The following is a 12,904-nucleotide window of genomic DNA, read 5'->3' as shown; positions in this document are numbered from 1 at the left end:
AAGGCGCCACCCAGGAGGGATCGACCTTGCCTGAGCCCAAAGTCCTGACCGACATCGACGTCGCCGGCACCGACAGGTACGTGCTGCGGAAGCTGCCGGAGGTCACGCTGGCCTTCTGGGTCATGAAGGTCGCCGCGACAACCCTCGGCGAGACGGCCGGCGACCTCTTCGCCCAGACACTCAAGCTCGGCTACTTCCTGACCACCATCGCGCTGTTCCTGATCTTCGTGGTCACCCTGGTCGTCCAGCTCCGGTCCCGGCGCTACAACCCCTTCTTCTACTGGACCGTCATCCTGTCCACGAGCATGGCCGGCACCACGATGTCCGACTTCATGAACCGGGACGCCAGCGCCAAGTTCCTCACCGGCGGCGCGAAGTCGCTCGGCTGGGGACCGCAGGGCCTGGGGCTGGGCTACCCCACCGGGGCCGCCCTCTTGATCTCGCTGTTGCTCGTCATCTTCGTCATCTGGAAGTGCACCGGGCTGACGTTCGCCATCCGCGACATCGTCACCTTCCGTGCGGAGGCCCTCTTTTGGGCAGCGATCCTCGTATCGAACACGCTCGGCACCTCGATGGGTGACTTCCTCTCGGACAGCTCCGGACTCGGTTACGCGGGCGGCGCCCTGCTCGTCACCGGTGTGCTCGCCGTACTCGTCGGCCTGATGCGGGTGCCCGCCGTGCCGAACGTCGTGTTGTTCTGGATCGCGTTCGTACTCACCCGCCCCCTCGGGGCCACGGCCGGCGACTTCCTCACCAAGCCGCTCGCCAAGGGCGGCCTCGACCTCGGCACGGCGGGTTCGTCGGCCGTACTCCTCGCGGTCCTCATCGGCCTCATGGGCTACGCCCACGTACAGGAGCGCCGCACCGCCGCCCCGAAGGACACGACCCTGACGGGCGCCTCCTGAGCGGCGGCACGAGGGCCCGGCGGCGCCCCCGCCCGCCGGCTACCGGGCGGGGGCATCGCCGGGCGCGGCCGGGTCATCCGGCGGGCAACCAGACCACGAAGCACGTACCCGGGGCGTGCCCGGCGTCATAGGTCACCTACCTCACCACCAGCCGGCCAGGCCAGGCGCCTCGCGAGCGGCAGCCCGAGGCCCGCGCGGCCATGTCCGTCCGCGGGGTCGGCGCGTAGGCCCGGCTGGAAAAGATCCGCGGGGAACGAGGCCGGGACGCCGGGACCGTCGTCGTTCCAGCAATGCGGCGGGCACCCCGGCCACCAGCGGGACCGGGGACCCACCCTTCGCGCACATGCTTGACGTGATGGCCTCGCACGCCGACGGGGTGGCCTGGTGCGCCGCATGCCTTCACCCAGTCGCGGAACTCCTTCTTCCGGTAACGCCATTCGGGATCCTCGCGATATACGCGAATGCTCTGCCAGACCTTCCACATTCCCGGCTGTCTCCTCAGTTTTTGTACGCGCCGTCCGGGTCGGTCAGCGCAGAGCGCGGCTCGTCGAACGGGCTGTCCGGATGTTCGGCGGTCTGATCGGTCTCGGGGTCGCGGTGCCCTCCTCCGCCGGGTCCGCCGCGCTCGTACCAGGAATCACCAGCGTGCACCGCACCTCCGCCCACCGCGCCGCCGAGGCCACTGCTGCTCAGATCAGGGATGACGCTGGCGCCCAGGGCTCGGCTCGGATCGGCGCGGCACGCGTTCGTCGAGGTCGAGGACGGCGACCCGCCGCCCGCTCCAGAGGGACTGTGCCGTCGGATTCCTTACCAAGCTTGGTGCCGTCACGTCATATACCGGCCGATTACATGTCCGCCAATGACCGGTTCTCACCTGGTTGGGAACGGCCGCTCCTGCGAGGCTCAGGTCTCCGCAGAAGGCCCTATGCCGCATAAATTCCCTTTTAGGGAAAGGAATCCGCATGCGCGTCAGACTCGTCACGGCCGCCGTGGCTCTCTCCGTCGCACTGGGTGGCACCGTGCTCGCCGCACCCGCCGCTCAGGCCTCGGCGCACCGATCCCCCGTAGCAACGGTGGCCAAGGCGGCCGCAGCCGGATTCAACGTCGGAGGGATCTGGACCCTGTACCAGAGCAATTCGTCCAACGCCACGCTCTCCGTGACCCAGGACGCCCAGGGCAAGCTCACCGGTATAGCCAGGACGGGAAGTGCGACAACGGGCACCATCGAACAGGGCTTCGTGGACGGGTCCTACGTCTACTTCGTCATAGCCTGGAGCGACGGCTCGAAGGGGCGCTACACAGGCTCCCGCGGCACTGACGGCCGCCTCAGCGGGGTCACCTCCGACCTGGCACATCCCTCCAGCCAAGCCACGTGGTACACCACCTGGACGTTCTGAAGCCCCATATCTCCCCTGCGGGCCCCGGTGCGGCGCACCGGGGCCCCGCCTCGTGCAGGACAGGGCTCGGTGCCGACATCAGCAACCAGCGGTATCGGCGGCGAGGTGGCCGAGCCGCGGCCCAGCTCCCGACCGCAGGCCGCTCGCCTGGCCCCAGGGGCCTGTACCGCAGCGACCTGGGACCGGGCAGCGTTCATCGTTTCACCAGGGAACGTAGCTGTGCGCCCCAAGCAAGTGCGGCCGGCTCGCATGAACATCCCGATGGGGCCAGGGCCAGGCCGAGCGGCGCCAGGCGGCAGCCAGACATCGGTAGTTGGGGGTAGCGAGTCCACCAGCGTGCCGCGCCCGCCCGCGATGAAGACGTCGTTTCTTATGGCGAGGGCCGGTCGTTGGGCAGCTCATGACGGATCTGGTTGAGCGACTGGTGCCGGACGAGTAGTGGGTAGGGGCAGGAAGAATCCGAACCGCCTGCCCATCACCCCGCCCCAGGTGGCGCACTCAGCCTGAGACATGCCGCGAACGTGGTGGCCGGCTGATGTGCGTTTCAGGCATCGCGTACATAGGCGGTCGGAGCTTGGCCGTTCTGCGCCTGCTGCGCCCGTTCAGCCATCATTCTCGCCAATACTTCCAGCCGTGATGTGGAGAAGGCCTGGTCGTCAGTGTCATCGCCATGGATAGTCACGAGAACGGTGCCGACACGCAGAGCCAGGTAGGCGCCGCCGGAGTACATACTGCTGGCGGGCTCTGTTACGGCCCAGAGTTCATCCCCGATTTTCGGCATCGGGACGCTGATGCCCTTCTTCTCCGCCTGTCCGTCCGGGTCATTCGACTTCTTCACGGCGCGGAGGAAGTCGCTGGCCTTGCCCGCGTCCGTGAAACCGGCGGCAATAATGGACATCTCGGCGTCCGGGTCCCCCATCAGGTAGCCGACGCTCTCGGCCGTGACCAGCCCTGGAGCTTTCCTGTTCATCACGTGCTCGGGCGGCTTGGGCCGTGTCCACTTTGCCGGCAGGCTTCCGGGGCCGGGGATTACCTGACGCAGATCTGCGGCGCTCAGCGCCGTCACAGCTCTTTCCTCACCGGGGTCACCTCCGGTGACCAGCCGTGCCCCACCGTAGATTCCCCAGATGACCAGGGCGAGAAAGACCAAGGCGGCACCGACCAGGGACAGCCGGACATTGCGTGTGTTGTGGAACGTCACGGGCCCGAGGGCGATTGTCTGCTTACCCCGCATCGTTGTGCCGTCAATCGTGATGCTGCCAGAGGCCGAGCGCCAGGAGGCGGCAGGCGGGGGCTCTTCCAAGGCGGCGGAGATCTTCCGGGCGAACTCCGGGTCGGCCTCCAACTCAGCTCGCAGCACGGATCTGAGTGAGGCAGCCGCCTCCGGGCTTCCGGGCTGGTCATCGACTGCCTGTACTGCCGAACGGCCACGTTCATCTGTCGCGAAACGCTCACGCACAAGGTCTGATACCGCTTGTCCCACCCCGGTACCCACCGAAGTCAGAGCCCCGCCAGCCATCTGCGCGAAGATCTGAACCACTGTCTCAACCATCAGCACCCCCAACTGTGTTTGCAACAAAGCCCATTGTTGCCGTGGGAGGGTCGCCCTGGTGCCAAAAGGCTCAGCCCGAGAGAGGAGCGCCACGGACCCGGTACGTATGTCGTGTTCGCCCCCGGCAGCCGGCATCGGCCCCGTACCGAAACGGGCGCACGGATGCTCGGGATCTCCCTGCTGACCAGCTGACCAGCTGACTGACGGGTCGGCGGGCCGGCGGGCTGGACAACCCGCGCTCCTCGCGCCTGCCCAGGGCGATGGCCGGACGCCGACTCGGTCAGTCTGCGGACGGCGCGGGTGCCGGCTTCCGGCTGTGGCGGCCGTTGCCGTTGGACGCCGGGTTCGCGGTCCCGGCCGCCTCCCTCCCCGCATCGCCGGAGTGCCGGCGCAGTGTTGTGGTGGCGATGCCCAGGAAGTCCTGCACGGGGCCCGCGGCGCTGCTCTCCGGTGCCGCCAGGCACGTCTCGACCGGGAGGGCATCGGTGACGGACAGATAGACGAGGTCGGGGCGGGAGTACGAGCCGGCGACGCTGAGAGGGACGAGTGCGATGCGCTGTCCGGAGGCGATGAGCTCGAACTTTTCCTCCAGTGAGGACGTACGCCGTGTCCTGACGTCGAGGATCGACTCACCGTCGAGATCGGTCGACGTGAGTGTGTGACGGCCGGCCAGCGGATGCGTCACGGGCAGGCACGCGACCTTGGTCTCGTGGCCGATGGGGACGGTGTGCAGCCCCGCGTCGTCGAAGGGGCGCCGGAGGTATCCGACGTGCGCGCGGCCGTCACGAAGCGGGGCATCCTGCTCCCACCAGCGCAGCGGAAAGACATCGATCTCGACATCTGGGTGGCTCGCCGTGAACGCCCGGATCGCGTCCGATACATGCAGGCCGGGCGAGAAGGCGACGACGAGCCGCTGCGCGCCCCGGTCCGCCTCGTGCACGCGCCGCAGGGCCGCCTCCACCACCGTGGTGATCCTTCGCGCCTCCTCGTACAACTGCCGCCCCGCGGGGGTCAGTTCAACGCTGCGCGTGGTCCGCGTGAACAGCAGGGACCCCAACTCCTGCTCGAACGCGCGGATTTGCCGACTGAGGACCGGCTGCGCGAGGAACAGCGCCTGTGCCGCCCGGCCGAAGTGCCGATGCTCGGCCACCGCGACGAAATAGCGGAGCTTCCGCAGATCCAAATCCAGATCCATACCTTAACGGTATCAATGTGGTCGGAAGAGTATTGGACGCCCGGCCGGACCACTCGGAGACTTGAAGCATGATCGTCAGCACCGCTCCGACAAACCGCATCGGCAGCCAGGTTCCTGAGCAATTCGCTGGAGGACGCTCCCTCCCACGGCGAAAGGCATAACGGTCCTCGTGCGCGTCCCCGCCACGTTCTCCGACGCCGCCCGTGAGCGCGTCGATGTCCTGGCCGGCTCACGCACACACTCGTCCCCCTGCCGCAGTTGCTCCCCGATGCGACCGTCCGCCGGCGAACGACCGCCGACCGACGACGGCCATGAACGAGGCCCCGCGACTGTCCTGACCCACGACCTGACGCACGACCTGACCCACGACCTGACCCACGATAGGAAGCAAGATGACCGACACCCGCAAGACCGCGCTCGTCGTCGGGGCCTCCCGGACCCTGGGCCTCGCACTCGCCGCCGAGTACCTCCGCCGTGGCTGGGACGTCATCGGCACGGTCCGCGGCAGCCGGCGCACCGGCCTCCACGACCTGGCCGAGGCGTCCGACGGGCGACTGACCATTGAGTCGCTGGAGATGACCGAGCCGGAGCAGATCTCGGCACTGCGCGACCGACTGGCACGGCGCACCCTCGACCTGCTCTTCGTCAACGCCGCCATCACGCGCGGCGATATCCCGATCGGCGAGGTCCCGACGGATATGTTCACCGAGGTCATGATCACCAACGCACTCAGCCCGATGCGCGTCGTGGAGTCCCTCCGCCCACTGGTCACACCGACCGGGACCATCGGCGTGATGTCCTCCGACCAGGGAAGCATCGCTCTGAACACCGAGGGCGGGCAGGACCTGTACAGAGCCAGCAAGTCGGCACTGAACCAGCTGATGCGCAGCTATGCCGCCCGCAATGCCGAGGACACGCGGACGCTGCTGCTCATCGACCCTGGCTGGGTGCGCACCGAACTCGGCGGGCCTGACGCCGATCTCAGCGTGGAGGAGAGCATCCCCGGGGTCGCGGAGACGATCGAGCGCCATCGAGGGAAGCCCGGTCTCCGGTTTCTCGACTACCAGGGGCAGGTCGTTCCCTGGTAGACGGGAGAGGGTGAGCGCGACGGCGGCCATCAACTCAGCAGCAGAGATGGCGATTTCAGCCTGCGGATGTGCGCCGTGACGTCTCATGAACGGAACGGTCCGTGCGCATGCCCCTTCGGTCGCGGCGGGCGAGCAGGCGCTGGGTGCGGCTGAGTACGCCGCTCGCCGACCAGGTGCGCAGGGCCGCGCGTGCGGCGTTGGCGCCCGGTGCGCCGTGCACCCCGCCGCCGGGGTGGGCGCCGGCCGAGGCCAGGTACAGGCCGTTGACGGGGGTCTCGGGGCGCCCGGTCCCGGGTGTCGGGCGGAAGACGAGTTGCTGGTGGAGGGCGGTGGTGCCGCCATTGATCGAGCCGCCGTGCAGGTTGGCGTTCATGGCCTGCAGAGTGGGCGGCGCGAGGATCCGGCGGGCCCGGATCCGGGAGCGGAATCCGGGTGCGTAACGCTCCACCTGGTGTTCCATGCGATCGGCCATGGCCTGCTGCTCGGCCTCGTTCCACTCCCCCGTCAGGCCGTCGTCGCCGGCGTCGCCGCGGACGTGATGCGGTACGTGGGTGTAGGCCCAGGCGGATTCCGTGCCGGCCGGCGAGCGCGTGGCATCGGCGGTGGTCATCTGTCCGAGCAGCGCGAAGGGCCGGTCCGGCACCTGTCCCATGGCGAGTTGGGAGGCGAAGCGGGTCAGGCCGTCGACCCCGTCGGCCAGGTGCACGGTGCCCGCGGTGGCCGCGTCCTCGGCGGTCCAGGGCACCTTGTCCCCAAGTGCCCAGTCGACCTTGAAGGTGGCGAAGTCCCACTGGAACCGGCGCAGATCCGCGAGGAGCCGGCCGGGAACGTACCGGGCGTCGAGGAGTTCGCCGTACAGGGCGGGTACGGAGACGTCCGCCATGACGGCCCGCCCGGCCGGGACCGTCTCGCCGCCGGCCGTGCGCACCGCCACGGCACGGCCACCGCGCACCACGATCTCGACGACACGTTCGTTGCACCGCACCACGCCGCCGCGCCGCTCCAGCCGCCGCACCAGGGCATCGGTGAGCGCTCCGGCACCGCCGGCCGGGACGGGGAAGCCGACGGACTGGCCGAGCATCGACATCAGCCAGCCCAAGCCGCCGCTGCCCGCCGCCTCCGGGGCGAGGTCGGCGTGCAGGGCGTTGCCGGCGAGCAGCAACCGGCCGGCCTCGCCGCGGAATTCCTCCTCGCCCAGGCGTCGTACCGGCAGCAGCATCGTCCGCGCCAGACGCAGTCCACCTGCCCCGCGCAGCCGGGCCAGGAGCCGGGCCCCGGCGCGCACCGGAGGGAAGGGCGTGAACAGGGCGGCGATGAGGTCGTTCCCGACGCGGTCCCAGACCTCGCACAGCTCGCGCCAGGCCGCGCCGTCGCCGGCGGCGAAACCGTCCAGGGCACGGGCGGTGTCCTGCACGTTCCGCTCCAGGAGCGCGCACCGGCCGTCCCGCAAGGGGTGAGCGAGGACCCGGGGCGCATGGCTCCAGGCGAGCCCTTCTTCTTCGAGGCGGAGCGCCCTGAGCACCGGTGAAGCGGCGGCCAGCGGATAGAACGAGCTGCACAGGTCGTTGACGTAGTCGGGGTGGACTCCGCGGTCACTGCGGACCGCGCCGCCCGGCTCCGGCTGGGCCTCCAGCACCTCGACCGTCCACCCGTCGTCCGCCAGCAGGTTCGCGGCGACCAGGCCATTGGGGCCGGCGCCGATCACCACCGCGTCGGGCATCGCTGTCTCCTTGTTCACGGATCAGTGTCTGGCGCTGCGCTCCCGTGGAGAGTTCTCGACCACCGTGGCGAGCCGGCTCAGCATGCTGCGGTGGCGCAGCTGGAGGAAGGCGTCCAGGGCCGCGTTGTGCAGCACCCCGCCGGGCCCGGTCAGGGGGTGCTCGTCGACGATGACGAGGGTGTGCTCGCCCCACGGGCGGACGTCGATGGCGATCCGGGCGGTGCCCAGCGAGCCGCTGTCGACTTCCAGTTCCAGCTCCCGGGGCGGGTCGCAGCGGCGGACGGTGGTGTGACCGTTCAGCGTCCAGGGCCCGACGCGGACGGTGTACGCGAGGGTGGAGCCCGGCTCGGGCCAGACCCCTTCATCGGGCCGTGAACGTGCCGTGCCGACGACCCAGTCCGCGTAACGGGAGGGGTCGGCGAGGACCGCCCAGACCGCGTCCGGAGCCCTCTTGATCAGCTGATGCCTCACAGCCATGCGCTTCGCCCTCCGGCATCTCGATGGAGCTGATCGTCAGCGGTCGTCGTCAGCGGTCGTCGAGTGTCAGCCTAGAGCGGCTCGGCGCACTCGGCCGTCCGCGGTCGACTGGCGGTGCACGCGCCTGCGGCAGGCGTGCGGGCTGCCGCGGGCGCCCCGCACCGGCCTGCTCACCGGCCGCTCACCGGCGTGCGCAGGAACTCCTGACGGTTCGGCATTACAGTGAAGATCCCCCTCACCCAGCCGGCCCTACGGGGTGGGCAGAGCCCGGCGGCAGGCGGAACACGGAGACGTGGCGATGGCCGAAGAACTGCCCCTGCGCGGGCGCATCGCCGTGGTCACCGGCGCCGCCCGTGGCCTGGGCGAGGCCATGGCGCGTGCCCTCGTACGACGGGGAGCCACGGTGGCCCTGCTCGGGCTGGAGGAGGGCGAACTCGCCCGCGTGGCGGCATCGCTGCCCGGCGAGAGCGCGCACTGGCCGGTGGACATCACCGACGAGGCCGCGATGGCACGGACGGCCGCCCAGGTGACCGAACGCCTCGGCCCACCGTCCGTGGTGGTCGCCAACGCCGGAGTGGCGGCGGGCGGGCCCTTCCTGGATACCGCCCCCGCGACGTGGCGTCGCGTCGTGGAGGTCAATCTGCTGGGCAGCGCGGTCACCGCCCGTGTGTTCCTCCCCGGCCTGTTGCGTACGCACGGCTACTACTTGCAGGTCTCCTCGCTGGCGGGGATCGTCGCCGCACCGATGATGTCGGCGTACTGCGCCTCCAAGTCGGGGGCCGAGGCGTTCGCGCACTCCCTGCGTGCGGAGCTGGCGCACCGCGGGGTGGGAGTGGGGATCGCCTATCTCAGCTGGGCCGACACGGAGATGATCCGAGCCGCCGAGGGCCACTCGGCCATGCGGGTGCTGCGCGCCGAGCTGCCGTGGCCCGCCTCGACGACGTATCGAGTGGACCCGGTGGCCGCCCGTCTGGTCCACGGCGTCGAGCGCCGCGCCGCCGTCGTCTACGCCCAGCCCTGGCTGCGGGCCGTCCAGGCCGTGCGGGCGGGCCTGCCGGGGATCATCACGCGCCGTTCCCGGCATCGGTTCGCGCGCCTCACCGGCCGCTCCGACCTCACGGCGACCGCTCTGCTCGGAGCGGGTGGCAAGGCGGCGGAGAGGACACCTGGACAGGGGCCTCCCGACGGCCCGGCCGGCTGACCGCCCAACCGACCGCAAAGCCCTGCTGACCGGCGGCGATTCCGGGATCGGACGGGCGGTGGCGCCGTCGTACGCCCGGGAGCTGACGTCGTCTTCACCCATCTGGCGGCCGAGGAGAACGGGGCGCGAGAGACGGGGCGACGGGTCGAGTTCGACCGGGTGGTGCGAACGCACCCGTACAGGAGGTTCTGGCTGTCGAAGAAGGCGCTGCCCCACATGCCCAAGGGCAGCTGCATCATCAACAACTCCGCGTCCGTGCGGGCCCACAAGCCGAGCCCGCGCCTGCTCGATCACGCCATGGCGAAGGGCGCCTTCGTCACCTGCACGCAGGGGCTCGCGCGGAGGCTCGCCTCGGACGGCAACCGCGTCCACGCGGTCGCACCCGGACCCGTCTGGACGCCCCTCATCCCGGCGACGCTGCCCGATACCGTCGCGGCCGGGGGCGCAGAGCCCGCCCCCGCCTCGGCCTCGCCGGCCTGTGAGGCAGCTGCCGTGCACGCCTTGCCGACGCCCGGGGGAAGCAGGATAAATGTAAGTCATGAGCGGACATTCGGGGCGATTCCGGCGTTGGCTGAGCCGCGCGCCCGGTCGTTCCGCTTTTCCGGGCACGGCCCCTGCCGGGAGCGACACCGGCAACCGCCGGGGTGACCCCTCCACGGAGGCTGGAGAGGGGCAGCGCATACGGCGCTCGTGGGTGACACGCAGCGTCGCCCGGGAGGTCTTCCTCCTCCAGTTGGTGCTCGTGGTGCTGCTCGTCGCGGCGGCAGTGGTGGCCTTCGTCGTGCAGACCCAGCGGGACATCATGACCGACGCCCGGCACCGGACGCTCGCCGCCGCGGAGTCCTTCGCGCACTCCTGGGGGCTCCAGCAGGCCCTGAACAGCGCCGATCCGACCGCGAAGCTCCAGCCGCTCGCCGAGGAGGCCCGGAAGGCCTCCGGCGTCGACGCCCTCATCGTGTACAAGCTCGACGGGATCACCCTCACCCACAGCGACCCGCGGCAGATCGGCAAGCACGTCATCGGCCCGTATGCCGAGGCCGCCCGGGGCAAGCCCTTCACCAGGACCTTCCAGGGCGCCCTGGGCCTCTCCGTGATCTCCGCGGCCCCCGTCAAGGACGCCTCGGGCAGGGTCATCGCCATCGTCGCCGCACCGGTCACGGTGGAGAAGGTGCAGAAGTCGGTCCACCGGCAGCTGCCGCTCTTCCTGGGCACCGCGGTCGTGGCGCTGGCACTCGCGGGAGGAGGCGCGGGGCTGGTGAGCCGTCGACTGCGCCGGCAGACCCACGGCCTGGGGCCGGCCGAGATGACCCGGATGTACGAGCATCACGACGCCGTCCTGCACGCGGTGCGGGAGGGCGTTCTCATCGTCGGCCACAACGGGCGACTGGTGCTGGCCAACGACGAGGCACGACGGCTGCTGGACCTGCCGGCCGACGCGGAGGGACGCCCCGTCGACGACCTGGGGCTGGACCACAGCACCGCCGAACTCCTGGCGTCGGACCGGATCGCCACCGACGAGGTGCACCTGGCCCAGGACAGACTGCTGGCCGTCAACAAGCGGTCCACCAGCCCGTACGGCACCCACCAGGGCAGCGTGGTGACCCTGCGCGACACCACCGAACTGAGGTGGCTGTCAGGGCGCGCCGAGGTGGCGCGGGAGCGGTTGCGGCTCCTCTACGACGCCGGCGTACGGATCGGCTCCACGCTGAACGTCGCGCGCACCGCCGAGGAACTGGCGCAGGTGGCGGTCCCCCGGTTCGCCGATATCGTCACCGTCGCGCTGCAGGACCCGGTCCTGAGGGGCGAGGAGCCGACCGAGGCAGGTACCGACATGCGCCGGACGGCCATCGCCGGCCTGACGCCGGACCATCCGCTGTACCCCGTGGACGAGCTGCTCACGTGCGTCCCGGGCACCTCGGCGGCGGCGAGCGCGGACCAGGCCGGCGCGACGGTGGAGCCGGACCTGGCGGGCTCGTCCGCCTGGCGGTCCCAGGACCCGGAACGCGCCCAGCGCATCCTGGACCACGGGGTGCATTCCCTGGCGGTCGTACCGCTGCGCGCCCGGGGGGTGGTGCTGGGGATGGTGAACTTCTGGCGGTCGGGAAGCTCCGCTCCGTTCGACGACGAGGACCTGTCCTTCGCCGAGGAACTGACGGGGCGGGCCGCGGTGGGGATCGACAACGCCCGGCGCTACACCCGCGAGCGCACGATGGCGATGACGCTCCAGCGCAGTCTGATGCCCCGCGGCCTGCCGGACCAGGACGCCCTGGAGGTGGCGCACCGCTATCTGCCCGCCCAGGCGGGCGTGGGCGGGGACTGGTTCGACGTCATCCCGCTGCCCGGCGCCCGGGTGGCGCTGGTCGTCGGCGACGTGGTCGGACACGGCCTGCACGCGGCGGCCACCATGGGCCGGCTGCGCATCGCCGTGCACAACTTCTCGGCCCTGGACCTCTCCCCCGACGAGCTGCTGGGCCACCTGGACGAGCTGGTGACCCATATCGACGTCCAGGACGAGGACGCCGAGGAGGCGCCGGCGATCACCGGCGCCACCTGTCTGTACGTCGTGTATGACGCCGTCTCCGGACGGGTCACCGCGGCCACGGCCGGCCATCTGCCGCCGGCCGTGGCCTACCCCGACGGGAGGGTGGAGTTCCTGCACTCGCCGGTCTCCCCGCCGCTGGGGCTGGGCACCGGGCTGCCCTTCGAGACCGCTGAACTGTCGCTGCCGGAGGGCTCCCGGCTGGTGCTCTACACCGACGGGCTGGTCGAGGACCGCAACCGCGACCTGGACGCGGGACTGGAAACTCTGCGCGCGACCCTCGCCGGGCCGGACCGTACGCCGGAGGCCACCTGCGCCACCGTCATGCGCGCGCTGCTGCCCGCCCGGTCGGCCGACGATGTCGCGCTGCTGGTGGCCCGGACCCGGCGGCTGGACCCGGCACACGTCGCCGAGTGGGAGGTGCCCCGCGACCCGGCGGCGGTGGGCCCGGTCCGTAACGCCTGCGTCCGCCAGTTGGCTGAGTGGGGTCTGCAGCCCCTCGCCTTCGGCACCGAACTCATCCTCAGCGAACTGATCACCAACGCCATCCGCCACGGTGCCGAGCCCATCCACGTGCGGCTCCTGCACACCCGCACCCTGATCTGCGAGGTCTCCGACGGCAGCAGCACCTCCCCGCACATCCGCCAGGCGAAGGACACCGACGAAGAGGGCCGCGGTCTCTTCCTGGTGGCGCAGTTCGCCGAGCAGTGGGGCACCCGCTACTCTCCCAGGGGCAAGACGATCTGGGCCGCTCAGGCGATCGGCTCCGACGCCCCGCCCCCGGAAGAGGAGCCGCCGGACCGAGGGGGCAGAGTAGGCTAATCCGGACC

Annotated in this window: 11 protein-coding genes and 2 pseudogenes; 7 read left to right on the top strand and 6 right to left on the bottom strand. The window is 70.7% G+C overall.

The window, feature by feature from the left end; translation table 11 throughout:
- The first annotated feature begins 26 nt into the window (after nucleotides 1-26).
- Nucleotides 27-905 carry a COG4705 family protein gene (locus OIU81_RS34380; RefSeq protein ID WP_329154131.1) on the top strand — a complete coding sequence of 293 codons (879 nt, stop codon included), beginning with the start codon at nucleotides 27-29 and terminating at the stop codon, nucleotides 903-905.
- A gap of 73 nt (nucleotides 906-978) precedes the next feature.
- On the opposite strand, the pseudogene OIU81_RS34375 reads toward OIU81_RS34380, so the two are convergent.
- Nucleotides 979-1,186: pseudogene (locus OIU81_RS34375) on the bottom strand (ATP-binding protein); the annotation flags it as partial.
- 217 nt (nucleotides 1,187-1,403) lie between these two features.
- Entirely contained in the window at nucleotides 1,404-1,556 is a 153-nt protein-coding gene (locus OIU81_RS34370) for a hypothetical protein (protein WP_329154129.1), read from the bottom strand.
- 311 nt (nucleotides 1,557-1,867) lie between these two features.
- Between OIU81_RS34370 and OIU81_RS34365 the strand changes: the two genes are divergently transcribed.
- Nucleotides 1,868-2,302 carry a hypothetical protein gene (locus tag OIU81_RS34365; protein WP_329154126.1) on the top strand — a complete coding sequence of 145 codons (435 nt, stop codon included), beginning with the start codon at nucleotides 1,868-1,870 and terminating at the stop codon, nucleotides 2,300-2,302.
- A gap of 544 nt (nucleotides 2,303-2,846) precedes the next feature.
- Here OIU81_RS34365 and OIU81_RS34360 read toward each other — a convergent pair.
- Nucleotides 2,847-3,842: a hypothetical protein gene (locus OIU81_RS34360; protein WP_329331544.1), complete on the bottom strand. Its 996-nt coding sequence runs from the start codon at nucleotides 3,840-3,842 to the stop codon at nucleotides 2,847-2,849.
- Between the two features lie 96 nt (nucleotides 3,843-3,938).
- Between OIU81_RS34360 and OIU81_RS34355 the strand changes: the two are divergent.
- Nucleotides 3,939-4,046 (top strand): annotated as a pseudogene (locus OIU81_RS34355) (cupin domain-containing protein); the annotation flags it as partial.
- Nucleotides 4,047-4,134: 88 nt separating this feature from the next.
- Here the strand turns inward: OIU81_RS34355 and OIU81_RS34350 are convergent.
- Nucleotides 4,135-5,043, bottom strand: coding sequence for a LysR family transcriptional regulator (locus OIU81_RS34350; RefSeq protein WP_329155564.1), 909 nt, complete (start codon nucleotides 5,041-5,043; stop codon nucleotides 4,135-4,137).
- 398 nt (nucleotides 5,044-5,441) lie between these two features.
- Between OIU81_RS34350 and OIU81_RS34345 the strand changes: the two genes are divergently transcribed.
- Nucleotides 5,442-6,137 (top strand): SDR family oxidoreductase, encoded by a 696-nt coding sequence (locus OIU81_RS34345; protein ID WP_329154123.1) that lies wholly within the window; start codon nucleotides 5,442-5,444, stop codon nucleotides 6,135-6,137.
- A gap of 55 nt (nucleotides 6,138-6,192) precedes the next feature.
- On the opposite strand, the gene OIU81_RS34340 is transcribed toward OIU81_RS34345, so the two are convergent.
- Nucleotides 6,193-7,857 (bottom strand): phytoene desaturase family protein, encoded by a 1,665-nt coding sequence (locus OIU81_RS34340; RefSeq protein WP_329154121.1) that lies wholly within the window; start codon nucleotides 7,855-7,857, stop codon nucleotides 6,193-6,195.
- 21 nt (nucleotides 7,858-7,878) lie between these two features.
- A complete protein-coding gene (locus OIU81_RS34335) occupies nucleotides 7,879-8,334 on the bottom strand; it encodes an SRPBCC family protein (protein WP_329154119.1) in 456 nt (151 codons plus the stop codon).
- A gap of 298 nt (nucleotides 8,335-8,632) precedes the next feature.
- On the opposite strand from OIU81_RS34335, the gene OIU81_RS34330 reads away from it, so the two are divergent.
- The 3 genes from OIU81_RS34330 to OIU81_RS34320 all read left to right on the top strand — a co-directional run bounded on the left by OIU81_RS34330 (nucleotide 8,633) and on the right by OIU81_RS34320 (nucleotide 12,896).
- Nucleotides 8,633-9,535 carry an SDR family oxidoreductase gene (locus OIU81_RS34330; protein ID WP_329154117.1) on the top strand — a complete coding sequence of 301 codons (903 nt, stop codon included), beginning with the start codon at nucleotides 8,633-8,635 and terminating at the stop codon, nucleotides 9,533-9,535.
- 102 nt (nucleotides 9,536-9,637) lie between these two features.
- Entirely contained in the window at nucleotides 9,638-10,183 is a 546-nt protein-coding gene (locus OIU81_RS42435; RefSeq protein ID WP_443074179.1) for an SDR family oxidoreductase, read from the top strand.
- Nucleotides 10,074-12,896 (top strand): SpoIIE family protein phosphatase, encoded by a 2,823-nt coding sequence (locus OIU81_RS34320; protein ID WP_443074092.1) that lies wholly within the window; start codon nucleotides 10,074-10,076, stop codon nucleotides 12,894-12,896. The genes OIU81_RS42435 and OIU81_RS34320 overlap by 110 nt, the downstream gene beginning before the upstream one ends.
- The last annotated feature ends 8 nt before the right edge of the window (nucleotides 12,897-12,904 follow it).

Origin of the sequence: Streptomyces sp. NBC_01454, assembly GCF_036227565.1 — a bacterium.
Classification (GTDB): domain Bacteria; phylum Actinomycetota; class Actinomycetes; order Streptomycetales; family Streptomycetaceae; genus Streptomyces.
The sequence above is the reverse complement of the archived record's forward strand: the minus strand, read 5'-3'. Positions and strand labels throughout refer to the sequence as shown.

What these genes read in the sequence shown, in the direction of transcription:
- OIU81_RS34365 (WP_329154126.1), top strand. Translation starts at nt 1,868, where the DNA reads ATGCGCGTCAGACTCGTCACGGCCGCCGTGGCTCTCTCCGTCGCACTG.
- OIU81_RS34345 (WP_329154123.1), top strand. Translation starts at nt 5,442, where the DNA reads ATGACCGACACCCGCAAGACCGCGCTCGTCGTCGGGGCCTCCCGGACC.
- OIU81_RS34340 (WP_329154121.1), bottom strand. Translation starts at nt 7,857, where the DNA reads ATGCCCGACGCGGTGGTGATCGGCGCCGGCCCCAATGGCCTGGTCGCC.
- OIU81_RS34335 (WP_329154119.1), bottom strand. Translation starts at nt 8,334, where the DNA reads ATGGCTGTGAGGCATCAGCTGATCAAGAGGGCTCCGGACGCGGTCTGG.
- OIU81_RS34330 (WP_329154117.1), top strand. Translation starts at nt 8,633, where the DNA reads ATGGCCGAAGAACTGCCCCTGCGCGGGCGCATCGCCGTGGTCACCGGC.
- OIU81_RS34320 (WP_443074092.1), top strand. Translation starts at nt 10,074, where the DNA reads ATGAGCGGACATTCGGGGCGATTCCGGCGTTGGCTGAGCCGCGCGCCC.